Source organism: Pseudoclavibacter sp. RFBI5 (assembly GCF_002931395.1).
GTDB lineage: Bacteria > Actinomycetota > Actinomycetes > Actinomycetales > Microbacteriaceae > Pseudoclavibacter.
In genome coordinates, this window is sequence record NZ_PSYA01000010.1 from 1,067,068 (window position 1) to 1,088,721 (window position 21,654).

General features: G+C 67.8%; 24 protein-coding genes. 11 read left to right on the forward strand and 13 right to left on the reverse strand.

What is annotated here, in order from left to right:
• Nucleotides 1–28 precede the first annotated feature (28 nt).
• Complete coding sequence (ychF, locus tag C5E06_RS11880) at nucleotides 29–1,102, reverse strand: redox-regulated ATPase YchF (protein ID WP_104242123.1); 1,074 nt, start codon at nucleotides 1,100–1,102, stop codon at nucleotides 29–31.
• 68 nt (nucleotides 1,103–1,170) lie between these two features.
• Here ychF and C5E06_RS11885 point away from each other — a divergent pair, with 68 nt between their 5' ends.
• Nucleotides 1,171–1,800 (forward strand): 3'-5' exonuclease, encoded by a 630-nt coding sequence (locus C5E06_RS11885; RefSeq protein WP_258067587.1) that lies wholly within the window; start codon nucleotides 1,171–1,173, stop codon nucleotides 1,798–1,800.
• Nucleotides 1,801–1,830: 30 nt separating this feature from the next.
• Nucleotides 1,831–3,054, forward strand: coding sequence for a DNA recombination protein RmuC (locus C5E06_RS11890; RefSeq protein ID WP_104306976.1), 1,224 nt, complete (start codon nucleotides 1,831–1,833; stop codon nucleotides 3,052–3,054).
• Nucleotides 3,055–3,221: 167 nt separating this feature from the next.
• Here C5E06_RS11890 and glpX read toward each other — a convergent pair whose 3' ends face one another.
• Nucleotides 3,222–4,154, reverse strand: coding sequence for a class II fructose-bisphosphatase (gene glpX / locus C5E06_RS11895; RefSeq protein WP_228496858.1), 933 nt, complete (start codon nucleotides 4,152–4,154; stop codon nucleotides 3,222–3,224).
• Nucleotides 4,155–4,386: 232 nt separating this feature from the next.
• Here glpX and fbaA point away from each other — a divergent pair, with 232 nt between their 5' ends.
• From fbaA to C5E06_RS11925, 6 genes are all read left to right on the forward strand, one after another.
• The gene (gene fbaA, locus C5E06_RS11900; protein WP_104241631.1) at nucleotides 4,387–5,412 is read left to right on the forward strand and encodes a class II fructose-bisphosphate aldolase; all 1,026 of its coding nucleotides are present in this window, start codon (nucleotides 4,387–4,389) and stop codon (nucleotides 5,410–5,412) included.
• Entirely contained in the window at nucleotides 5,409–5,855 is a 447-nt protein-coding gene (locus C5E06_RS11905) for a DUF6264 family protein (RefSeq protein ID WP_146080500.1), read from the forward strand. Before fbaA ends, C5E06_RS11905 begins: the two co-directional genes overlap by 4 nt.
• Before the next feature lie 219 nt (nucleotides 5,856–6,074).
• Entirely contained in the window at nucleotides 6,075–7,346 is a 1,272-nt protein-coding gene (gene xseA / locus C5E06_RS11910; protein ID WP_194678057.1) for an exodeoxyribonuclease VII large subunit, read from the forward strand.
• Nucleotides 7,343–7,579 (forward strand): exodeoxyribonuclease VII small subunit, encoded by a 237-nt coding sequence (locus C5E06_RS11915; RefSeq protein WP_104241634.1) that lies wholly within the window; start codon nucleotides 7,343–7,345, stop codon nucleotides 7,577–7,579. Before xseA ends, C5E06_RS11915 begins: the two co-directional genes overlap by 4 nt.
• On the forward strand, nucleotides 7,579–8,226 hold the full coding sequence (locus C5E06_RS11920) for a DUF4245 family protein (RefSeq protein WP_104306978.1): 648 nt from the start codon (nucleotides 7,579–7,581) through the stop codon (nucleotides 8,224–8,226). The genes C5E06_RS11915 and C5E06_RS11920 overlap by 1 nt, the downstream gene beginning before the upstream one ends.
• 62 nt (nucleotides 8,227–8,288) lie before the next feature.
• Nucleotides 8,289–9,689 carry an aspartate ammonia-lyase gene (locus C5E06_RS11925; RefSeq protein ID WP_104306979.1) on the forward strand — a complete coding sequence of 467 codons (1,401 nt, stop codon included), beginning with the start codon at nucleotides 8,289–8,291 and terminating at the stop codon, nucleotides 9,687–9,689.
• A gap of 98 nt (nucleotides 9,690–9,787) precedes the next feature.
• Here the strand turns inward: C5E06_RS11925 and C5E06_RS11930 are convergent, their stop codons facing one another.
• From C5E06_RS11930 to C5E06_RS11940, 3 genes are all read right to left on the reverse strand, one after another.
• Nucleotides 9,788–10,414: a prepilin peptidase gene (locus C5E06_RS11930; RefSeq protein WP_104306980.1), complete on the reverse strand. Its 627-nt coding sequence runs from the start codon at nucleotides 10,412–10,414 to the stop codon at nucleotides 9,788–9,790.
• Between the two features lie 102 nt (nucleotides 10,415–10,516).
• Nucleotides 10,517–11,836, reverse strand: coding sequence for a PhoH family protein (locus tag C5E06_RS11935; RefSeq protein WP_258063787.1), 1,320 nt, complete (start codon nucleotides 11,834–11,836; stop codon nucleotides 10,517–10,519).
• Nucleotides 11,837–12,094: 258 nt separating this feature from the next.
• Nucleotides 12,095–12,871: an isoprenyl transferase gene (locus tag C5E06_RS11940; protein WP_374953192.1), complete on the reverse strand. Its 777-nt coding sequence runs from the start codon at nucleotides 12,869–12,871 to the stop codon at nucleotides 12,095–12,097.
• A gap of 70 nt (nucleotides 12,872–12,941) precedes the next feature.
• Here C5E06_RS11940 and C5E06_RS11945 point away from each other — a divergent pair, with 70 nt between their 5' ends.
• Nucleotides 12,942–13,682 carry a hemolysin III family protein gene (locus C5E06_RS11945; RefSeq protein ID WP_258063140.1) on the forward strand — a complete coding sequence of 247 codons (741 nt, stop codon included), beginning with the start codon at nucleotides 12,942–12,944 and terminating at the stop codon, nucleotides 13,680–13,682.
• Here the strand turns inward: C5E06_RS11945 and C5E06_RS11950 are convergent.
• The gene (locus tag C5E06_RS11950; RefSeq protein ID WP_181062965.1) at nucleotides 13,679–14,032 is read right to left on the reverse strand and encodes a hypothetical protein; all 354 of its coding nucleotides are present in this window, start codon (nucleotides 14,030–14,032) and stop codon (nucleotides 13,679–13,681) included. The genes C5E06_RS11945 and C5E06_RS11950 overlap by 4 nt on opposite strands.
• Nucleotides 14,029–14,910 (reverse strand): mycothiol conjugate amidase Mca, encoded by an 882-nt coding sequence (gene mca, locus C5E06_RS11955; protein WP_104241640.1) that lies wholly within the window; start codon nucleotides 14,908–14,910, stop codon nucleotides 14,029–14,031. The genes C5E06_RS11950 and mca overlap by 4 nt, the downstream gene beginning before the upstream one ends.
• Nucleotides 14,911–15,019: 109 nt before the next feature.
• Between mca and C5E06_RS11960 the strand changes: the two genes are divergently transcribed.
• Together C5E06_RS11960 and greA are read left to right on the forward strand one after the other, a co-directional pair.
• Complete coding sequence (locus tag C5E06_RS11960; protein ID WP_104241641.1) at nucleotides 15,020–15,460, forward strand: DUF4307 domain-containing protein; 441 nt, start codon at nucleotides 15,020–15,022, stop codon at nucleotides 15,458–15,460.
• Nucleotides 15,461–15,527: 67 nt separating this feature from the next.
• Complete coding sequence (greA, locus tag C5E06_RS11965) at nucleotides 15,528–16,013, forward strand: transcription elongation factor GreA (RefSeq protein WP_104241642.1); 486 nt, start codon at nucleotides 15,528–15,530, stop codon at nucleotides 16,011–16,013.
• Nucleotides 16,014–16,100: 87 nt separating this feature from the next.
• On the opposite strand, the gene ilvA is transcribed toward greA, so the two are convergent.
• The 6 genes from ilvA to C5E06_RS11995 all read right to left on the reverse strand — a co-directional run bounded on the left by ilvA (nucleotide 16,101) and on the right by C5E06_RS11995 (nucleotide 21,331).
• Nucleotides 16,101–17,348 (reverse strand): threonine ammonia-lyase, encoded by a 1,248-nt coding sequence (gene ilvA, locus C5E06_RS11970; protein WP_104241643.1) that lies wholly within the window; start codon nucleotides 17,346–17,348, stop codon nucleotides 16,101–16,103.
• Nucleotides 17,345–18,577: an AI-2E family transporter gene (locus C5E06_RS11975; protein WP_104241644.1), complete on the reverse strand. Its 1,233-nt coding sequence runs from the start codon at nucleotides 18,575–18,577 to the stop codon at nucleotides 17,345–17,347. Before C5E06_RS11975 ends, ilvA begins: the two co-directional genes overlap by 4 nt.
• A gap of 40 nt (nucleotides 18,578–18,617) precedes the next feature.
• Entirely contained in the window at nucleotides 18,618–19,187 is a 570-nt protein-coding gene (locus C5E06_RS11980; RefSeq protein WP_104241645.1) for a LemA family protein, read from the reverse strand.
• Between the two features lie 39 nt (nucleotides 19,188–19,226).
• Nucleotides 19,227–20,219 carry a lipoyl synthase gene (gene lipA / locus C5E06_RS11985; protein WP_104241646.1) on the reverse strand — a complete coding sequence of 331 codons (993 nt, stop codon included), beginning with the start codon at nucleotides 20,217–20,219 and terminating at the stop codon, nucleotides 19,227–19,229.
• Entirely contained in the window at nucleotides 20,216–20,863 is a 648-nt protein-coding gene (lipB, locus tag C5E06_RS11990; RefSeq protein ID WP_104298526.1) for a lipoyl(octanoyl) transferase LipB, read from the reverse strand. Before lipB ends, lipA begins: the two co-directional genes overlap by 4 nt.
• Before the next feature lie 99 nt (nucleotides 20,864–20,962).
• Nucleotides 20,963–21,331: a hypothetical protein gene (locus C5E06_RS11995; protein WP_104241648.1), complete on the reverse strand. Its 369-nt coding sequence runs from the start codon at nucleotides 21,329–21,331 to the stop codon at nucleotides 20,963–20,965.
• Nucleotides 21,332–21,654 lie beyond the last annotated feature (323 nt).

Below are 21,654 nucleotides of genomic sequence, written 5' to 3' on the forward strand. Positions count from 1 at the left end.
CAGCGTATAACGCAGAGCGTCAATAACGCTAGACGTTAAAGCGGAACTCGACGACGTCGCCGTCCTGCATGACGTACTCCTTGCCCTCCATGCGGGCCTTGCCCTTGGCGCGAGCCTCAGCGGTGGAGCCGGTCTCGACGAGGTCCTCGAACGAGATGACCTCGGCCTTGATGAAGCCGCGCTCGAAGTCGGTGTGGATGACGCCGGCCGCCGCTGGGGCCTTCCAGCCCTTGCGGATCGTCCACGCGCGCGACTCCTTGGGGCCCGCGGTGAGGTAGGTCTGCAGCCCGAGCGTGTCGAAGCCGATGCGGGCGAGCTGGCTGAGGCCCGACTCGTCCTGACCGAGCGACGCGAGGAGCTCGGCGGCTTCCTCGGGGTCGAGGTCGATGAGCTCGGACTCGGTCTGCGCGTCGAGGAAGATCGCCTTCGCCGGAGCGACCAGCGCCGCGAGCTCAGCCAGCTTCTCCTCGCTGCTCAGCGCGGCCTCGTCGATGTTGAAGACGAAGATCATGGGCTTGGCCGTCAGCAGGCCGAGCTCCTTGATGGGCTCGAGGTCGATCTTGGTGGCCGAGAGGAGAGTGCCCTCGTCGAGCGCCGCCTTCGCCTCGTTCGCCGCCTCGAGCACGGAGGAGTCAAGACGCTTCTGCTTGACCTCCTTCTCGAAGCGCGGGAGCGCCTTCTCGATGGTCTGCAGGTCGGCGAGGATCAGCTCGGTGTTGATCGTCTCCATGTCGCTCGCGGGCTCGACCTTGCCGTCGACGTGCACGACGTCGCCGTCCTCGAAGCCGCGCACGACCTGCACGATCGCGTCCGCCTCGCGGATGTTCGCGAGGAACTGGTTGCCGAGCCCCTCGCCCTCGCTCGCACCGCGCACGATGCCGGCGATGTCGACGAACGACACGGCGGCGGGCAGGATGCGCTCAGAGCCGAAGATCTCGGCGAGCACCTTCAGCCGTGCATCCGGCAGCTCGACGACCCCCACGTTGGGCTCGATCGTGGCGAACGGGTAGTTCGCCGCGAGAACCTGGTTCTTCGTGAGTGCGTTGAAAAGGGTCGATTTGCCGACGTTGGGCAGGCCGACGATGCCAAGAGTAAGAGCCACGAGCACCTATCGTACTTGCCCACCGGATGCGCCACACCCGATTCGACCGGCGCCAGGTTCGTGCCACCATGAATGACGTGACCATCGACTTCACCGCGATCGACTTCGAGACCGCCAACGGCTCCCCCGCCTCGGCGTGCGCCGTCGGACTCGTCAAGGTGCGGGACGGTGCCGTCGTCGAGCGCGCGAGCTGGCTCATCCAGCCCCCGCAGCCCCACGACGCGTTCCTGCCCTTCAACGTCCAGCTGCACGGCATCAGCCGGGAGATGACCCGCAGCGCACCGACCTGGGAGGAGCAGCTCCCCCGTCTCTTGGCCTTCGTCGGAGACGATGTGCTGGTCGCGCACAACGCCCGCTTCGACATCGGCGTTGCCGTCACGATCAGCCTTGCGACGAACACGACGCTCCCACCGCTCGCCTACTTCTGCTCGCTCCGACTCGCGAGACGCAGCTACGAGCTGCACTCCTACCGCCTCCCGGTGGCCGCGGAGGCGGCAGGGTTCACGACGCTCGTGCACCACGACCCCGTCTCCGATGCGGAGGCGAGCGCCGCCATCGTCGTCGACGTCTCGCGAAGGCTGGGAGCTGCGGAACTCGCCGACGTGTGCGCCTCGACGGGCGTCGACATCGAGCGCATCGAGCTCAGCAGGGAGCGGGAACTCGCCGCGACACTCACCGCGGCGGCCACCTTCGCCTGAAATGTCGGAGGCACCTGCGAGGGTGGATGCATGGACCTTCTCCCGCTCGTCATCGGCCTCCTGCTCGGCCTCATCGTCGGTTTCGCGATCGCCGCGATGCGGGGCGCGAACCAGCGCCAACAGCTGGCGACCGAGCTCGCGGGTGCCAGCGCACGCGCCCTCGCTGCGAGCGAGGCACGCTCCACCGCCGAGCAGCATCTCGAGGAGGTGCTCGCACGGGAACGCTCGCAGCTCGAGGCGCGCCGCACGAAGGACGTCGGCGAACAGCAGGTGCTCACGGCGCTCGCCCCGGTGAACAAGCAGCTCGAGCTCATGCGCCGTGCCGTCGCCGCCATCGAGGAGCAGCGCCTGCAGCAGCACGGCGAGCTCAGCGAGCAGCTCCGCAACCAGCACGAAGCCGACGAGCGCCTGCGGGCGACCACCGACTCGCTCGCCTCCGCGCTGCAGTCGAACCAAGCACGAGGCGTGTGGGGCGAGGCGCAGCTTCGCAACATCGTCGAGGCCTCCGGAATGATCGAGCGCGTCGACTTCGACACGCAGGTCACGCTCACCGGGGAGCAGGGCGCGGGCCGCCCGGACATGATCGTGCACCTGCCAGGGGGCAAGCACCTCGTCATCGATGCGAAGGCCCCGATGGCGAAGTACCTCGCCGCGAGCCAGCTCAGCGAACTCGGCGACCAGGAGGAGACCGCACGCCGGCGCAGCCTCATGGGCGACCACGCGAAGGCCCTCCGCTCACACGTCACCGCCCTCGCCGCGCGCGGCTACCCGACCGCGGTGCCCGGATCCCCCGAACTGGTCATCGCGTTCGTCCCCAGCGAGTCGGCACTCTCGGCCGCAGTCGCCTCCGACCCGTCGCTCCTGGAAGACGCGATCCACCGCGGAGTCGCGGTCACGTCTCCCGTCTCGCTCTGGGCCACCCTCCGCGCCATCGCCTACGCCTGGCAGCAGGACGTGCTCGAAGACCAGGCCCACGAGATCTTCGAACTCAGCACCCAGCTCCACACGCGTCTCGGCACGCTGGCCACGCACATCGACAAGCTCGGCCGGTCGCTGGCTGGTGCCACCACCAGCTACAACGCGTTCCTGGGCTCCCTCGAGACGCGAGTCCTCCCCACCGCTCGAAAGCTGGACGCCCTCAACATCGGCTCCCCCATCAGCACGCCGCGCCCCGTCGAGGAGCAGCTCCGCGGGCTCACCGCGCCCGAACTCACCGAGCATCGAGACACGCAGCCCGAGCTCACGGAGCGCTGACCCAGACCCAGCGAACGGGCGAACTCCCGGAAGAATCGCACGCGCACCGGCTCCTCAACGACAAACGCTGCCAGCCTGATGCCGCGACAGGGAATGCCGGGAACATCAGACTGGCAGCGCTTTGGCGGCAGCTCCAGAAGAAGAACTGCGTCAGCTGCGGAAAAAGATCAGAGCCACTTGTCCGCGAGGTGCTCGGCCGTCACACGACGCACAGTGCCGGAGCGGGACCGGAGCACAACCGAGTCCGTGAAGATGCGGTTGCCGGACCGGCGAACCCCGGCGCACAGTCCACCGTCGGTCACACCCGTCGCCACGAAGTACGTGTTCTCGGTGCGGACCAGGTCGTCCTGCGTGAGCACTGCGTCCAGGTCGTGCCCGGCAGCGATCGCGCGCTCGCGCTCCTCGGCGTTGCGCGGGTACCAGCGGCCCTGCAGCACGCCGCCGAGCGCCTTGATGGCGCACGCCGTGATGATGCCCTCAGGAGTGCCGCCGATGCCGACGCACATGTCGATGCGACCAGTGCCTCGCGCAGCGTTGATGCCACCGGCGACGTCGCCGTCGAGCATGAGCTGCGTGCCGGCACCCGCCGCGCGGATCTCGTTGATGAGCTCCTCATGGCGCGGACGGTCGAGCACGGCGATGACCATGTCCTCGACCGGCTTGTTCTTCGCCTTCGAGAGGGCGCGGATGTTCTCGCCGATCGGGCGGGCCAGGTCGATGACGCCGACACCCTCGGGACCCGTGACGATCTTCTCCATGTAGAAGAGGTCCTTCGGGTTGTACATCGAGCCGCGGTCAGCCACGGCGATGACGCTCAGCGCGTTCTGCCGGCCAGCGGCCGTGAGGCTCGTGCCATCGATCGGGTCGACGGCGATATCGCAGTCGGGGCCCTGCCCGTTGCCGACCTGCTCGCCGTTGAAGAGCATCGGGGCTTCGTCCTTCTCGCCCTCGCCGATGACGACGACACCGGCGAAATCGACGGTCGAGAGGAACTTGCGCATGGCGTCGACCGCCGCACCGTCGGCGGCGTTCTTGTCACCTCGCCCGATGAACGGCGTCGCCCGAATGGCCGCAGCCTCGGTCGCACGCACCAACTCCATAGCGAGGTTGCGGTCGGGGTTCGCGAAGAGCTGCCCGTGCTCCGGAGTTGAAGTGGCGGAAGATGAGGTCACAAGGGTCCCTTTCGCTGGCGTTGTGGACGTTCTCGCCGAGCAATCACACGACACCATTGCTCCGCGCCATCCGGTTCTCAACCCTAGTACGAGCGCTCGGAGAAAGTCGGCGGCCCTGGCTAGACTTCAGTCGTAAGTTCCAAGCGCTGAAGGAGCACATATGCCCATCGCAACACCGGACCAGTACGCCGAGATGCTGAACCGAGCCAAGGAAGGCGGCTTCGCGTACCCAGCGATCAACGTCTCCAGCTCGTCGACGATCAACTCCGTCCTCCAGGGTCTCACCGAAGCCGGCTCAGACGGCATCCTCCAGGTCACCACGGGCGGTGCCGACTACTTCGCCGGCCAGTCCGTCAAGGCTCGCGCCTCCGGTGCGCTCGCCATGGCGGCATTCGCGCACGAGGTCGCGAAGAACTACCCGATCACGGTCGCGCTGCACACCGACCACTGCCCGAAGGACGCGCTCGACGGCTTCGTCTACCCGCTCCTCGAGGCATCCGCTGACCAGATCAAGCGCGGCGGCGAGCCGATCTTCCAGTCGCACATGTGGGACGGCTCGGCTGTGCCGCTCACGGAGAACCTCGAGATCGCGTCGAAGATCCTGAAGCTCACGCAGGCCAACAACCAGATCCTCGAAGTCGAGATCGGCGTCGTCGGCGGCGAAGAAGACGGCGTCGCGCACGAGATCAACGAGCACCTCTACACGACGCTCGACGACGCCATCGCGACCGTCGAGGCCCTGGGCCTCGGCGACCGCGGCCGCTACATGGCCGCGCTCACCTTCGGCAACGTCCACGGCGTCTACAAGCCGGGCAACGTCAAGCTGCGCCCCGAGCTCCTCGCGGAGATCCAGGCAGGCCTCGCAGCCAAGTACGGCACCGGTGCCAAGCCGCTCGACCTCGTCTTCCACGGCGGCTCGGGATCGACCGACGAGGAGATCGCCGAGGCGGTCCGCAACGGCGTCATCAAGATGAACATCGACACCGACACGCAGTACGCGTTCAGCCGCTCCGTCGCCGACACCGTCCTGAAGAACTACGACGGCTTCCTCAAGATCGACGGCGAAGTGGGCAACAAGAAGGTCTACGACCCCCGCTCATGGGGCAAGAAGGCCGAGACCGCCATGGCGGCTCGCATCATCGAGGCCACCAAGCAGCTCGGCTCGTTCGGTCACTCGGCCGCGTGAGTGTGACGCCGGGATCCGAGCCGCAGGACTCGGTGCAGGAGGTAAAGCGGAAGAACGACCGCTTCCTCGGCATCGGGTTCCTCGTGCTCGGCCTCGTCGCCACAGTCCTGAACATGACGACGTTCACGGAGAACTCGTTGGCGGGCCAGATGGCCCTGCTCTACGAGGACTTCGGGATCAGCGGCTACGTGCGACCTGAGGGTCTCGGCTCCCTGTCCACCACCGCTGTCCTGGTACTGCCGGCGATCTACGCCCTCACGCTGTACCTGACGCTCGTCCGCTGGAAGGCCGGCAAGCGGGCGATGTGGATCCCGATCATCGGCGCCGTCGTCACCCTCATCACGATCTTCGGCTTCACGATCGCCGCGATCCTGATGCACGGTGAGCTGCTCGAAGCCATCTCGAGCGGCGCCCTGCCGACGCCGACGCCAACCTCCACGTAGGGCGTGGCGACAGCAGTCACGCTGACGTCACCACGTGCCTGCCCGGGCGAGCCACCTGGCCGCCCGGGCGGGCCGGGTTCTCCACAGCACTGAAGCATCGGCCGCCGCACGCGATATCCTCGATCTCGCATGCGGCGGCCGATGCTCTGTGCCCAGCAGCACGCTCCCTCCGCGATCGCAGCGGGAGACATCAGATTCGAGAAGAGGCACGTGGTCGTCATCCAGCCCCCGAAGTCAACGCCGGATGCGCCGTGGCCCGTCAGCGTCGTCTCAGAGCTCGTCCGCGACTGGATCGCACGCCTCGGGTCGGTCTGGATCGAGGGAGAGCTCACCGGCTGGAGCATCCGCGGTGGGCACGCCTACGGGAAGATCAAGGACCTCGACGCTGACGCAACCCTGTCGGTCACCGCTTGGCGCAGCGTCGTGCAGCGTCTCGACGGCGAGTTCAAGCAGGGCGACCGCGTCATCGCCAGCATCAAGCCCGACTTCTGGGTCAAGGGCGGCACGCTGTCGATGCAGGTCTCGGACCTCCGGCACGTCGGGCTCGGCGATCTCCTCGAGCGGCTCGAGCGACTCCGCAAGCAGCTGGCGGCAGAAGGCCTCTTCGCCGACGAGCGCAAGAAGCCCCTCCCCTTCCTGCCGGGCACCATCGGCCTCATCACGGGCCGCGAGTCCGACGCGGAGAAGGACGTGCGCCGCAACTCCGAGCTCCGCTGGCCAGCGGTGCAGTTCCGCACCATCCACACCCCCGTGCAGGGCGAGCGCACCGTTGCCGAGGTCTCGGCCGCGCTCCGCGAGCTCGACGCCGACCCCGAGGTCGACGTCATCATCGTCGCCCGAGGCGGCGGCGACTTCCAGCACCTGCTGCCGTTCAGCGACGAGAGCCTCGTGCGCCTCGTCGCGACGCTCTCCACGCCCGTCGTCAGCGCCATCGGCCACGAGGCCGACCGTCCGATCCTCGACGACGTCGCCGACCTCCGCGCCTCCACTCCGACAGACGCCGCCAAGCGCGTCGTACCGGACGTCGCGGAGGAGCTCGCCGGCGTCCAGCAGGCCAGAGCCCGCATCCTGCAGCGCATCGTCGACCGCGTGCGCAGCGAGTCCAACGCCCTCGAGTCGCTCGTCTCACGGCCAGCGCTCGCCAACCCATCCTGGATCATCGACCAACGCGGCGAGGAGCTCATGCGCGCCTCCCAACGCGGCGAAGAGCTCATCACTCGGCGAATCGACCGCGAACACGACCGGCTCGAGTCGCTGGCGAGGCACCTGCGTGGCCTCTCGCCGCAGGGCACGCTCGAGCGCGGCTACTCCATCGTCGAACGCGTCGACGGTGATGCGAAGTCGCTCGTCACCGGATGGCAGGACGCACCCGCGTCGACCGAGCTCCGCATCCGAACGGCCGATGGACGCATCTCAGCCTCGTCGCTCGGCGGCGAGGCCATCATCACACCAGGCGCCCCGGACGGCGCAACGGAGGCGAACGTAGAATGACCACCATGCAGGAACAGACCGACATCGCCGAGCTCAGCTACGAGCAGGCACGCGACGAGCTCATCTCGGTCGTGAGCCAGCTCGAACAGGGCAGCGCCTCCCTCGAGGCTTCGCTCAAGCTCTGGGAGCGCGGCGAGCAGCTCGCCGCGCACTGCGAGTCCTGGCTCCTCGGCGCCAGGAAGCGCCTCGAGGCGGCACGTCGACGCGACGACGAAGCTCTGGACGAGGCCTGATGGCCAAGCAGAAGCAGCCACCGGTCGTCGCGGAACTCGGGCGGCCGGAGACCCCGGAGGAGACGTTCGCGCGCAAGGCCGAGTCCTCGCGGCTGTACCGGAAGCGCAAGACGATCAACAACCTCGTCTACTCGCTCCTGGTGTCGCTCGGCCTCGTGCTGTTCATCGTGGCGATCGTGCCGCGCAACGACACTCCCGTGACCTTCGACGTCGATTTCGCGTCAGAGGCGCAGAGCGCGCAGGGCGACTTCGCCGTCCCGCTGGTCGTGCCTCAGGTTCCGGCGGACTGGACCGCGAACGAAGCCGAGATCCGCACAAGCGCCGACGGCGTCAGCGAGTGGTACATCGGCTTCCTGGTCGGCCCGAAGGGCGCACCCACCGAGTACGTCGGAGTCAGCCAGGGCATCGGCGTCAACCCCACCTGGCTGCTGGACGCGACGCGCGAGCGCACCCCGACGGGCACCGTGCAGGTCGGCGGCCTCGACTGGATCGAATACGACGCGACCGACCTCAGCCCGGAGGATGCAGGCAACCGGGCCTACATGCTCGTCCACGAGCAGGACGGCCAGGCCTACCTCGTCTACGGCAACAACTCCCCCGAGACGGTCACGAAGCTGGCAGAGCTGGTCGCGGCCGACCTCGACTGAGGCCAGGACTCGATAGGCTGGCTCGGACAGAGATCGGCTACCTGGAAAGGTCACACAACGTGGTGGAAAATCAAGACGAGTACCGCATCGAGCACGACACGATGGGCGAGGTCCGCGTTCCCAAGAACGCCCTCTACGCCGCGCAGACGCAGCGCGCAGTCGAGAACTTCCCCATCTCCGGTGCAGGTCTCGAGCCGGGCCAGATCGTCGCCCTCGCGCGCATCAAGCGCGCCGCCGCGATCGTCAACGCGAAGCTCGGAATCATCGAGCAGCCGGTGTCCGACGCGATCGTCGAGGCCGCTGAGCAGATCATCGACGGCAAGTACCTCGACCAGTTCCCGGTCGACGTCTACCAGACCGGGTCCGGCACCTCCTCGAACATGAACATCAACGAGGTCCTCGCGACACTCGCGACGCGCGGCCTCGGCGGCCCCGTCCACCCCAACGACCACGTCAACGCGTCGCAGTCGTCGAACGACGTCTTCCCGACCTCCGTGCACGTCGCCGTGACGGACGCGCTCCTCAACGACCTCATCCCGGGTCTCACGCACCTCGCCGAGGCCCTGGACCGCAAGGCGCAGCAGTGGGCATCCACCGTCAAGGCCGGGCGCACGCACCTCATGGACGCCACCCCGGTCACGCTGGGACAGGAGTTCGCGGGCTACGCCCGTCAGATCCGCCTCGGCATCGAGCGCGTGCAGTCGACCATCTCGCGCGTCGCTGAGGTCCCCCTCGGCGGCACCGCGACCGGCACCGGCATCAACACGCCTGCCGGCTTCTCTCAGCAGGTCATCGCCGAGCTCGCCGACAACGCGAAGCTCCCGCTCACCGAGGCCCTCGACCATTTCGAGGCTCAGGGCGCACGCGACGGCCTCGTCGAGGCCTCCGGCGCGCTGCGCACCATCGCGGTGAGCCTCATCAAGATCAACAACGACCTCCGCTGGATGGGCTCGGGCCCGAACACGGGACTCGGCGAGATCCAGATCCCCGACCTGCAGCCTGGCTCCTCGATCATGCCGGGCAAGGTGAACCCGGTCGTCCCGGAGGCCGTGCTCATGGTCGCCTCGCGCGTCATCGGCAACGACGCAGCCATCGTCTTCGGCGGAGCGTCCGGCTCGTTCGAGCTCAACGTGCAGATCCCGGTCATGGGAACCGCGCTCCTCGAGTCGATTCGCCTCCTCTCCAATGGCGTGCGTGTGCTCGCCGACAAGACCGTCGATGGCCTCGTCGCGAACGAGGAGCGTGCCCGCGCGCTCGCCGAGTCGTCGCCCTCGATCGTGACCCCGCTCAACCGCATCATCGGGTACGAGGCGGCAGCCAAGATCGCGAAGTACTCGGTTGCCAACAAGGTCACGGTGCGCCAGTCCGTCATCGACCTCGGCTACGTCGAGCGCGGCGACATCACGGAAGAGCAGCTCGACGAGAAGCTCGACGTGCTCAGCATGACCACGCCCAACCTGTAGGCGAAGAGCCGACAGCAGAAGGCCCGCCGGGAGAACCCGGCGGGCCTTCTGCGTCCCCAGAGGCCTGCGCCTCGACAGCACGAGCGCGAGCGCCGGCACTACCCGAACGGCACGGCGAGCCACAAGACGGGAAGCCAGTACCCGGCGAGCAGCGCCGGCCCGAACGCGATGCTGCGACGGCGATCCCGGGTCCGTGCCAGGACGACGACGCTCTGCACTCCCCCGATGAGGATCGCCAGCACGCCGAGGAGCACGGCGAGCGAGGGGTCGACGAGCGCCGCCGCCCAGCTGAGCACGGCCCCGAGCTTCACATCGCCCATGCCGAGGCCGCCGGTGAGCGCCAGGACGAGCAGGACGGCCCCTGCCGCGGCGCCGGTGGCGGCGGCGAGAAGATTCGGCGTTCCGTGCAGTGCCCAGTCGGCGACCCAGGCGATGAGGACCCCGAGCGCGATGAGCGCGACGAGGCGATTCGGCAGCCGGTGCTCCCGGGCATCCACCGCCACGAGTCGTGGAGTAACCGCTGCGACGGCGAGCGACGCCGGCAGGAGCTCCGGGTGCTGCGGGACCGCCGATGCCACGCCGATCACGAGCAGCGCCCCGGCGCACAGGGCCTCTCCGGCGCGCGACCACCGTGACCGCGGGACCGGACCCTGCGCGTCCGAAGCACCGCGCAGGGGATCCGGCCCCGTCCCAGTGAGAGGGTCGGCCTCCGCACGTTCTGCCATGCCCGGACACTAGTCAGATCTGGAGCCACCCGCAGAAGTTCCCCACAGGCCAGGTCGAAGCCCGACTCGGTGCAGCGCAACCGAGCCGGGCCCGCATCCCCATCACACCTCGTAGTCTCCGAGCAGCTCCGTGACAAGCGCCGCGATGTCGCTGCGCTCGGACCGCGTGAGCGTCATGTGGGCGAAGAGCTTGTGCCCCTTCAAGGTCTCGATGACCGACGCCACCCCATCGTGCCGGCCGACGCGCAGGTTGTCCCGCTGCGCCACATCATGGGTGAGCACCACGCGAGAGTTCTTGCCGATCCGAGAGAGCATCGTGAGCAGCACGTTCCGCTCGAGCGACTGCGCCTCGTCGACGATCACGAACGCGTCGTGCAGCGAGCGGCCCCGGATGTGCGTCAGGGGCAGGATCTCGAGCATCCCCCGGTCCATGACCTCGTCGATGACGTTCTCCGACACGATCGCCGACAGGGCGTCGTAGACCGCCTGGCCCCACGGGTTCATCTTCTCGCCCTGATCGCCGGGCAGGAAGCCGAGCTCCTGCCCGCCGACGGCGAAGAGCGGCCGGAAGACCATGATCTTCCGGTGCAGCCCGCGCTCGAGCACCGACTCGAGCCCTGCAGCCAGGGCGAGGGCACTCTTCCCAGTGCCCGCGCGTCCGCCGAGGGAGACGATGCCGATCGAGGGGTCGAGCAGCAGGTCGATGGCGAGTCGCTGCTCCGCAGACCGCCCGTGCACGCCGAACACGTCCAAGTCGCCGCGGACGAGTCGGACGGCGCCCTTCCCCGACACGCGTCCGAGTGCTGATCCGCGGTCCGAGTGGATCACGAGGCTCGTGTTGATGGGCAGTTCGTCGACGGTGGCGGTCGCGACCGTCTCGTCCGTGTACAGCGTGTCGAGCTCGTCCGCGCCGAGGGAGATCTCGGCGACCCCCGTGTAACCGGTGTCGCGGGCCAGCTCGGCTCGGTACTCCTCAGCAGCCAGGCCGATCGCCGAGGCTTTCACGCGCATCGGGAGGTCCTTGGACACCACCGTCACGGCGAGGCCCTCACCAGCGAGGTTCTGCGCGACGGCCAGGATGCGCGTGTCGTTGTCTCCCAGCTGCATTCCGCTGGGGAGGACGCTCATGTTCGAGTGGTTGAGCTCGACGCGCAGCGTGCCGCCTGCCTCCCCGATGGCGATGGGGAAATCGAGGCGCTCATGCTTGATGCGCAGCTCGTCGAGGAACCTGAGCGCCTGGCGGGCGAAGTACCCGATCTCCGGGTCGTGGCGCTTCTTCTCCAGCTCCGTGATCACGACCACGGGGATGACGACCGCGTGCTCCGCGAAGCGGAAGAGTGCCCTCGGATCGCTGAGCAGCACCGACGTGTCGAGCACGTAGGTGCGGGTCGAGATGGACGAGTCGGGAACCGCGACATGCACGGCGCCCCCTTCCTCGTTCTCGAGGTGGTCGGTGTTGCGCTGTGCGGGTATCACGGCAGTTCCGCTCCTTCGCCAAGCTCTCGCTCGTCGCTGGGTTACGTTCCGACCACAGGGGCACTCGGTAGGGGGAAACGAACTTCGGGAACCTGTGGCCGTTTCGATCAGGCACCGTACCTGATGGCATTAACGTACGACGGCGGGGACCACGCCACGCGCAGGCGAAAGTTAAATTTTGTGTCGTGTCTGGGAGCGTCGCGGCTACTGGCCGTAGCGTCGCTGGCGGGACGCGAAGTCGCGCAGCGCGCGGAGGAAATCGACCTCGCGCAGGTCGGGTCCCAGGGCCTCGACGAAGTAGAACTCGGAGTGCGCAGACTGCCACAGCATGAAGTCGCTGAGCCGCTGCTCACCGGAGGTGCGGATGACCAGGTCGGGGTCCGGCTGGCCGCCCGTGTAGAGGTGCTCGGCGATGAGGTCAGGCGTGAGGATGTCCGCGAGGGCCGCGACGTCGCCACCATCTGCCGCGTGTGCGCGCACGATCCTGCGCATCGCGTCGACGATCTCGCTGCGGCCTCCGTACCCGACCGCGAGGTTCACGTGCATGCCTCGACGCTGCGCCGTGTCGCGTTGCAGACGCTCGAGCGTCGCCCCGAGTCCGGAAGGGAGGTGCTCGGGAGATCCGGCGTGGTGCACCCGCCAGCGCGCGTTGTCGGCGATCTGCATCGCGAGCTTCTCGATGATGTCGATGAGCGCGTCGAGCTCTTCGCTGCTGCGGTTCTTGAGGTTGTCGTTCGACAGGAGGTAGAGGGTCACGACCTGGACGCCTTCCCGGTCGCACCAGGCGAGGAACTCCATCATCTTGGCGGCCCCCGCTGCGTGCCCCTGGGCCGCATCCCGCAACCCGAGCTGCCTGGCCCAACGCCGGTTGCCGTCGATGATCATCGCGACGTGCTTCGGCTTGGGACGACCGTGCAGAGATCGGCGCAGTCGCCTCGTGTACAGCCCGTACAGGAAGCTCCGCAGGCTCGTGGGAATCATCGACATGGTTCGAACAACGTACCGGACCACGGGTCAGATGCACGTGCACGGGGCCGCGTAGAGTGCGAGGGTGGCTTCAGAACATCACGCGGATTCGGAACTCGACTCGGGCCAGGAGCCCACCGTGCACTTGCCCCTGCTCGAAGCTGAATCGGGCGCGAGCGTCGCGGAGGCGAAGCCATCGTGGCGCGGCTGGGTGCACGCCGGCACGCTTCCCGTCTCGATCGCGGCGGGGATCGTGCTCATCGTGCTCGCCGAGGGCACGACCGCCAAGCTGGCCTGCGCGCTCTACGCGATCTGCTCCTGGCTGCTCTTCGGCATCTCCGCCCTCTACCACCGCTTCAACTGGAGCGAGAAGACGCGTGTCGCCCTCAAGCGGTTCGACCACGCGAACATCTTCCTGCTCATCTCTGGGACCTACGCGCCCATAGCGCTGGTCGCGCTGCCGCCGGAGAAGGGGTGGCCGCTGTTCGCGATCGTGTGGGGCGCAGCGCTGCTTGGCATCTGCTTCCGCGTGTTCTGGATCGGTGCCCCGCGGTGGCTGTACGTCGCCCTGTACATCGCGCTCGGCTGGGCTGCCGTCGCCTACCTCGGCGACATCGCCGCCGTGAACGTGGCCACTGTGGTGCTCATCGTCGTCGGCGGCTTGTTCTACACGGCCGGCGCCGTCTTCTACGCGCTCAAACGCCCCAATTTCTGGCCGGGGCACTTCGGCTTCCACGAGCTGTTCCACGTGTTCACGGTGCTGGCGTTCCTCAGCCAGTGGACGGGCATCCTGCTGCTCTGCATCGACCCGCCGGTCTTCGCCTAGGGCTTGGCCGCCGGGGGTTCGTGGTCGGGCTCGCGATGCTCAGGCGCCGCCTGCTCCTCGGGCTCCTGGCCGAGCTGAGGGCTCTCGGTGCCCTCGGACACCGTGCCCTCCTTCGCTGCCATCTCGGCCTGCAGCTGTTCGCGGATACGAGCCCTCGCCTGCACCCGACTCGTGCGGCGGATGAGGTCCATCACCAGGAGGCCGGTCGCGACGGCGACGAAGATGAAGACGAAGAAGCCGAGCGGGCCCGGCGTCACGTCGTCCGGGTTGAAGGGCAGCTCCTCCCCAGGCGTCGGCGCCGTCGCCGCAAGCGACAGCACCCAGGACTGGGCGGAGGCGAGCAGCATCACTCGGAGGCCTCCGCAGCGCCCTGCTTGTCGTCGTTGCGTTCGTCGACGCCCGAGAACAGGTCGGTCTCTGGCGTCGGGGCATCCACTCGGGAGTCGACGAGCTCGAAGTCGTCGTACGGGTACGCCGCGGCCTCGATGTCGCGAGGAATCGCGAAGAACCCGCTGTCAGGCGCCACCTGGCTCGCGTGCGAGCGAAGCGCCGAGTCGCGGGCGTCGAAGAACTCGTCGATCTGGATCTGCGTCGTCACGTTGCTCGGCTTGTCTCGCATCCAGGCGAGCATCTGCTCGAGGCGCTCGAGCAGCGGCGACTCGGGGTCGAGCGCCTTGATGTGCTGCAGGAGGCTGTCTGCCCGCTTCCCGTTCATGGTGCGGTCGTAGTACAGCTTCGAGATGCGCCACGGCGAGCCCAGCTCGGGGTGCGTCGCGAGGCCCGACTCCCGCCACACGCGCATCGAGATGTCGTGGGTGCGGATGTGGTCGGGGTGCGGGTAGCCGCCGTTCTCGTCGTACGTAACGAGCACGTGCGGGCGGAACTCCCTGACCAGGCGCAGCAGCGGACGCGCGGAGATGTCGAGGGGGATGCTCGCGAAGGAGTTCAGCGGCAGCGATCCGTCCTCCGAGGCCATGCCGGAGTCGACGTACCCGAGCCAGCGGTGCTCGACGCCGAGGAACTCCTGAGCGGCAGCCATCTCGACGCGCCGGAGTCCCGCCAGGTCGCGCTGGGCGTGCGAGACGGACTCGAGACCCGGGTTGAGGATGTCGCCGGCCTCGCCTCCGGTGCAGCTCACCACCATGACCTCGGCGCCCTTGGCACGGTACGCGGCGTATGTCGCGGCGCCCTTGCTGGACTCGTCGTCGGGATGGGCGTGGACCGCCATCAGTCGAAGTGTCACTGGTCTCCTCGGGGAACGTTAACCTAGACAGAGAGCCTATCTCGCGCGGCCCGCACTTTCTGGCCGCGCCCGCCCTCAGTCGAGAGGAATCCACGTGTCAGCTGAACGCGAGACCCGCGCCGACACCGCCGCCACCTCAGCTGACCTCGTCGACCGCTACGGCGCCCGCGCGCCTCGCTCGGAGAAGAAGCCGGAGCGCTGGATCTGGATGGTCGTCGGCATCTTCGTCATCGCCGTCGTCGCTTTCTGGGCGACGACGACGGTCGGCCCCGTCTCCTCCTCGGCGATCCGAGCCGACACGGTGCGCTTCTCCATCGTCGACGACGCGAACGTGAGCTTCGACTACCGCATCACCGCCCCTGCCGGAACCGAGGCGACGTGCGCGATCGAGATCCGCGACGAGCAGCAGGCGGTCGTCGGCTGGGACATCGTCGACGTCCCCGCGACCGACGAGGCCTCGCAGGTCCTCAACGCGCAGGTGCGCACCACGAAGGCAGGAACCACGGCTTTGGTGAAGGAATGCTGGTTGCCGTAGAATGGCACCAGAGGCCCTGACTCGCGTCAGGGCTTTGGTCGTATCCGGCTGCACAAGGAGTTCCAGCATGGCTAACCCATCGGTGACCTGGCTCACCCAGGAGACGTATGACCGCCTCAAGGCGGAGCTCGACGAGCTCGCTGTGAACGGTCGTGAAGAGATCGCCAAGCGCATCGAAGAGGCGCGCGAAGACGGCGACCTCAAGGAGAACGCCGGCTACCACGCGGCGAAGGACGAGCAGGGCAAGATCGAAGCCCGCATCAACCAGCTCGAGACGATGCTGAAGAACTCCGAGGTCCGCGAAGCGCCAGAAGCGTCCGGCATCGTCGAGACGGGCACCGTCGTGACGGCGAAGATCGGCGGCAAGGAGCAGAAGTTCCTCCTCGGCAGCCGCGAGATGGCGTCTCAGACCCAGCTGCGCGTCTACTCGGGCGAGAGCCCGCTCGGAGCCTCGATCCTCGGCCTCGCGATCGGCGCATCCACGAGCTACGAGGCGCCGAACGGCAACTCCATCGACGTCGAGATCACCGAGGTCGAGACCTTCCACCCGTAGTCGTTCGACGCGGCCACGCACTCGGACTCACACGAAGAGGACCTCCCGCGGGAGGTCCTCTTCTCGTTCCTGCGAGGGTGCTCGCGATCAGGGAAGCGGGGACGCGTCCCTGCTCGTCCGCGGCTGGTAGCCGAGCGCACGCAGCGCATCCATCACCTGGTGGGAGTGCTCGGTGCCTCGAGTCTCGACCGACACCTCAAGCTCGACGTGGCTCACCTGCAGACCCTTGTTGTGGCGAGTGTGCAGCACCTCGACCACGTTCGCGTTCACCTCGCTGATGGTCTTCGCGATCAGCGCGAGCTGGCCGGGAACGTCCTGCAGCTCGATGACGAGCTTCAGGTAGCGGTCAGAGGCGGCGAGGCCGCGGCTCAGCACCTTCTCGAGCATGAGCGGGTCGATGTTGCCGCCGGACAGGATGGCGACCGTGGTGCCCGCGTCCTTGATCTTGTCCGCGAGGATGGCAGCGACGGCGGTCGCACCTGCCGGCTCGGCCACGAGCTTGGCCCGCTCGACGAGGAGCAGGATGGCGCGCGAGATGTCGTCTTCCGAGACGGTGACGACCTCGTCGACGAGATTGCGGACCACCTCGAAGGTGATCTCGCCGGGCATGTCGACGGCGATGCCGTCGGCGATGGTCGGGCGAGCCTGGATCTTCACGGGGTAGCCGGCCTCGAGCGAGACGGGGAACGGCGCAGAGTTGGCCGCCTGCACGCCGATGATGCGGATGGGCCGCCCGCGCTGCTCGCCGAGGAGCTTCGCCGCGACGCTGACGCCCGAGATGAGCCCGCCGCCGCCGATGGGCACGATGATCGTGTCGACGTCGGGCGCCTGCTCGAGGATGTCGAGCGCGAGGGTGGCCTGGCCCGTGATGATGTCGGCGTGGTCGTACGGGTGGATGAACTCGGCCCCGGTGTCGACGGCGAACTGCTTGGCAGCGACGAGCGCATCCGCCACGTTGACGCCGGTCAGGACGACCTCTGCACCGTAGCCGCGGGTCGCCTGCAGCTTCGGCAGCGGAACGCCGACCGGCATGAAGATCGTCGCCTTGATGCCGAGCTCGCGGGCCGCGAAGGCGACGCCCTGCGCGTGGTTGCCGGCCGAGGCGGCCACGACTCCACGCGAGCGCTGCTCCTCGCTCAGCCGCGAGAGGCGGTACGTCGCCCCGCGGATCTTGTACGAGCCCGTGCGCTGCATGTTCTCGCACTTGAGGAGCACAGGAGAGCCGAGCTTCTCGGACAGGAACCGTGCCGAGTCGATGGGGGTCTGGGAGATGACCTGCCGCACGATTTCACGTGCGGCGACGATCTGTTCCAGCGTGATGGTGGGAGCGGTCATACCGTGCTTGCCTTCTTCTCGCGCTTGGCCTTCTCGCGCTTGGATACGGGGGTTTGCGTGATCTTCGTCGGGTCGGGGTCATCGCGCCAAGTGCCACGCGAGATGAACTGGACCATGACCTTGCCTGCCGCGACGAGGGGGACGGCGAAGACGGCGCCGGCGATGCCGCCGAAGATGGTTCCTGCGCTCACCGACAGCAGCACCGCGAGCGGGTGCAGTTTCACGGCGCTGCCCATGATGAGCGGCTGCAGGATGTGCGACTCGATCTGCATGACCGCGACGACGACGATGAGCATGATGAGCGCATTGAGGAAGCCGTTGTAGGCCAGCGCCACGGCGACGGCGATCGTGCCGGCCGAGATCGCGCCGATGTAGGGGACGAACGACGCGAGGAAGACGATCACGCCGATCGGCAACGCGAACGGCACCTGCAGGATGACGGCACCGAGGTAGATGCCGACGGCGTCGATGAGCGCGACGAGCACCTGGACGCGCACGTAGTGGCCGACCGAGATCCAGCCCCGCTGGCCAGCACCGTCGATGGCGGCGCGCGCCTTCTTGGGGAAGATCGACACGATGAAGAGCCAGATGCTGCGGCCGTCGAGGAGATAGAAGATCAGGGCGAAGGCGGTGACGAGCGTGCCGGCGAGGAAGGCGACGACATTGGAGCCGACCGAGACCGCCTGGGACGCGATGGAGTTCACGTTCGACTGCACCCAGCCGACGATCTCGCTGAGTCCCGCGTCGACTTGCTCCTCGGTGACATGCAGCGGGGAGTCTCTGAGGAACTGCAGCGCCAGCTGGTACTGAGCCTCGAGCTTGCCCAGGTCGAGGTTGAAGCCTTGCGCGAACTGGCTGACGACCAGGCTGATCAGCGTGCCGATCGCGACCAGCAGGACGATGAGCGACAGGATGAGCGCCGCCCACCTCGGGAGGCCGACACCCACGAGCCACTTCATGAGCGGTGCGAGCAGCGACGCCAGGAGCGCGGCCACGAGCAGCGGAATGACGAGGATCGATGCCTGTGCGACGAGCCACCCGAGGGGAATCAGGGCCAGCAGGATGGCCACGGTGCGCCAGGCCCAGGCCGCGCCGATGCGCAGCCCCCGGGGCACGAGCTCGTCCTCGCTCTCGTTGCGGAGCGCTGGCGTGGGGTTCTGCGCCAGGGTGGAGCCGGTTCTCGGCGATGCCGCCTTGGCGGCAGTCTCGTCGAGGTCGCGTTCGGTCATAGGCTCAATACTAGGAGCGCCCGCGGACGCTGCGATGCCATTAGAACTGCACCCGAGGGGGCTGCGAGATGGCAGCCCGGTCGGCGACCTCGAAGAAGGTCCGCTGCTCGAAGTGGAGCGGGCCCGCGACGAGGTTGTTCGGGAACACCTTCACCTTGGTGTTGTACTCGCGCACTCCCCCGTTGTAGAAGCGACGCGACGCCTGGATGCGGTTCTCCACGTCGACGAGGTCGGACTGCAGCTGCAGGAACTCGCGGCTGGACTGGAGCTGCGGGTATGCCTCTGCCGCGGCGAACACGCCGCGCAGCGAGCCCTGCACGAGGTTCTCGGCCGCGCTCACCTCTTCGGGTGTCGTCGCGCGCGAACTCGCGGCTCGAGCCTCCTCGAACGCCGCGAAGACCTTGTCCTCATGCGTCGCGAGGCCGCGCACACGCGTCTCGAGCTGCGGGAGCAGCTCCTCGCGGGCCGCCAGTTGCGTCGTGATGTCGCTCCACGCTCCGTCAACGCGGGCGCTCAGGCGCTTGAGCGAGCGGTTGGTGGCGACGACGTAGACGACTACGGCGATGACGATGAGGAGCACGGCTCCGACGGCGATCCAGACTTCGAGCATGCCGGAATGGTAACCCGCCTCGACTGCGAGACGGCGGGGTCAGCCCACCGCTTGAGCGAATTCGCTGGATGCGGAGTCCGCGAGGTGCTGAAGATGCTGCGGGATGGGCATCCCGCGGCGTCGAGCAGCCTGTGCCCAGAGTCGACCGGCGCGGTAGGAGGAGCGGACGAGCGGGCCGGCGAGCACCCCGAGGAAGCCGATCTCCTCGGCCACGGCCTTGAGCGCGATGAACTCCTGCGGCTTGACCCACCGCGCCACGGGCAGGTGCCTTGGGCTCGGCCGGAGATACTGCGTGAGCGTGATGATGTCGCAGCCCGCATCGTGAAGGTCGGCGAGCGCCTGCTCGATCTCATCGCGCTCCTCCCCCATGCCGAGGATCAGGTTGGACTTCGTGACGAGCCCCGCGGCCCTAGCCTGCGTGAGGACGTCGAGCGAGCGCTCGTATCTGAAGGCGGGGCGGATGCGCTTGAAGATGCGAGGCACGGTCTCCACGTTGTGCGCGAACACCTCGGGCCTCGAGGAGAAGACCTCTCCGAGAAGCGCAGGGTTGCCGGAGAAGTCCGTCGCGAGGATCTCGACACCGGTCCCCGGGTTCTCGGCGTGGATGCGCCGGACCGTCTCCGCGTGCAGCCAGGCGCCCTCGTCCGGCAGGTCATCACGGGCGACTCCGGTCACGGTCGCGTAGCGCAGCCCCATGGTCGTGACGGACTCCGCCACCCTGCGCGGCTCGTCGGTGTCGTAGTCGGCAGGCTTGCCCGTATCGATCTGGCAGAAGTCGCAGCGACGGGTGCACTGCGAACCGCCGATGAGGAACGTGGCCTCCCTGTCCTCCCAGCATTCGTAGATGTTCGGGCAGCCTGCCTCCTGGCAGACGGTGTGCAGGCCGCCCGCCTTGACGAGCTCCGAGACCTGCCGGAACTCCGGCCCCATCTTCGCTCTCGTCTTGATCCACTCCGGCTTGCGCTCAATGGGTGTCTGGGCGTTCCGCGCCTCGACGCGGAGCAGCTTGCGGCCCTCGGGCTTGATCGTCACGCTGCGACTCCCGCGTCGACACCGAGGTGAGCGGTGAGTAGTTCGGCCGCTCTCGGAGCAACCTCCGCGGGGGTGATCGACCGCCCGAGCTCGGCGCTCAGGGACGTGACTCCGGCGTCTGCGATGCCGCACGGCACGATGCGGCTGAAGGGCTCGAGGGAGTTGGAGCAGTTGAGCGCGAAGCCGTGCATCGTGCAGCCTTCGACGACACGGACCCCGATCGCGGCGATCTTGCGAGCACCGTGGTCGTCCTCGACCCACACGCCGGAACGGCCGTCGACCTGCACGCCCTCGACGCCGAACTCGGCGACGAGCTCGATGAGGGCCGCCTCGAGGCGACGGACGTGTGCGACGACGTCGATAGGCTCGGGCAGCTTGACGATCGGATAGCCGACGAGCTGGCCGGGCCCATGCCAGGTCAGCCGCCCTCCGCGGTCGACCTCGACGACGGGCGTGCCGTCGCTGGGCCGTTCGCTCCGCCTGGTGAGGCGCCCCGCCGTGTAGACGCTCGGGTGCTCGAGGAGGACAAGCGCGTCGCCCCGGTCTCCCCGAACGCGCTCGGCGTGCAGCCGCCGCTGGAGCGCGAGAGCCTCCGCGTAGTCGACCGTGGTGGGCTCGAATCCCGGCGTCAGCACATGCATCATGACGACAGTGTTGCATATTCTGTACGAAGTACAACAACTACTCGCCAACACGAGGGGCGCCGTCCTGGCCACCCCTCGCGCCGGCACGACCGACGCCGGTTACACCGCGATCTGCGCAGCAACCACCTTCAGCTTGTGGCGAGCCAGGGCCAGGTTGGCGCTCGTGCGATTGAGCACCAGATAGATGAACAGACCGCTCGACCCCTGCGAGTTGAGGACGTTGATGAGGTGGTACTGCGAACTCAGCGTGATCAGGATGTCGTCGATCTCATCGGCGATGCCGAGCTCGGACATCGTGCTGAGCTTCGCGCGCACGACGTTGGCGTTGCCCGCGGCGGCGATGCCGAGATCGAACGACGGATTGCCGCCCTGCGCCAGCGCCATGCCGCTTGCGTAGTCGACGATCGCGGCCCCCGTCGCGCCTTCGATGCTCAGCAGCTGGTTGATGGCCTCATCGAGTGAACTCATGTCTTGTCTCCCCCTTGTTTTTGTGTCGCCGCCTCATCGACCCCGGACCTGCAGGTCAGATGTCGTCCTGCACCATCGTCCCTGTCGAAGTGAATGAGGCATCCGACTCCCCCATGCCGACGAGACAACGATCTGCGAGCGGCGCACCGTACGCGAGCGGTCCTGCATGCTCACGGAGCGGCCACCCCGTCACGTCGGCCGTCGTCCACACGGCAGGTAGATCCGGTTCCCTCATCCGATCGACCGGCGAGAAAGGTGTCTGCGCGTGAACATCAGGCCGACGTTGTACGTGTCGGCATCAGCTGCAGATAGCAGCCGAAACG

Bases quoted from the DNA above. Each gene is read 5' to 3' on its own strand.
- C5E06_RS11940 (WP_374953192.1), bottom strand. From the start codon at position 12,871: ATGATTCCCACGAGCCTGCGGAGCTTCCTGTACGGGCTGTACACGAGG.
- lipB (WP_104298526.1), bottom strand. From the start codon at position 20,863: ATGATGCATGTGCTGACGCCGGGATTCGAGCCCACCACGGTCGACTAC.
- C5E06_RS11980 (WP_104241645.1), bottom strand. From the start codon at position 19,187: ATGCTCGAAGTCTGGATCGCCGTCGGAGCCGTGCTCCTCATCGTCATC.
- fbaA (WP_104241631.1), top strand. From the start codon at position 4,387: ATGCCCATCGCAACACCGGACCAGTACGCCGAGATGCTGAACCGAGCC.
- greA (WP_104241642.1), top strand. From the start codon at position 15,528: ATGGCTAACCCATCGGTGACCTGGCTCACCCAGGAGACGTATGACCGC.
- C5E06_RS11915 (WP_104241634.1), top strand. From the start codon at position 7,343: ATGACCACCATGCAGGAACAGACCGACATCGCCGAGCTCAGCTACGAG.
- C5E06_RS11995 (WP_104241648.1), bottom strand. From the start codon at position 21,331: ATGAGTTCACTCGATGAGGCCATCAACCAGCTGCTGAGCATCGAAGGC.
- C5E06_RS11930 (WP_104306980.1), bottom strand. From the start codon at position 10,414: ATGGCAGAACGTGCGGAGGCCGACCCTCTCACTGGGACGGGGCCGGAT.
- C5E06_RS11920 (WP_104306978.1), top strand. From the start codon at position 7,579: ATGGCCAAGCAGAAGCAGCCACCGGTCGTCGCGGAACTCGGGCGGCCG.
- C5E06_RS11975 (WP_104241644.1), bottom strand. From the start codon at position 18,577: ATGACCGAACGCGACCTCGACGAGACTGCCGCCAAGGCGGCATCGCCG.
- ilvA (WP_104241643.1), bottom strand. From the start codon at position 17,348: ATGACCGCTCCCACCATCACGCTGGAACAGATCGTCGCCGCACGTGAA.
- C5E06_RS11885 (WP_258067587.1), top strand. From the start codon at position 1,171: ATGAATGACGTGACCATCGACTTCACCGCGATCGACTTCGAGACCGCC.
- C5E06_RS11890 (WP_104306976.1), top strand. From the start codon at position 1,831: ATGGACCTTCTCCCGCTCGTCATCGGCCTCCTGCTCGGCCTCATCGTC.
- mca (WP_104241640.1), bottom strand. From the start codon at position 14,910: ATGGCGGTCCACGCCCATCCCGACGACGAGTCCAGCAAGGGCGCCGCG.
- glpX (WP_228496858.1), bottom strand. From the start codon at position 4,154: ATGGAGTTGGTGCGTGCGACCGAGGCTGCGGCCATTCGGGCGACGCCG.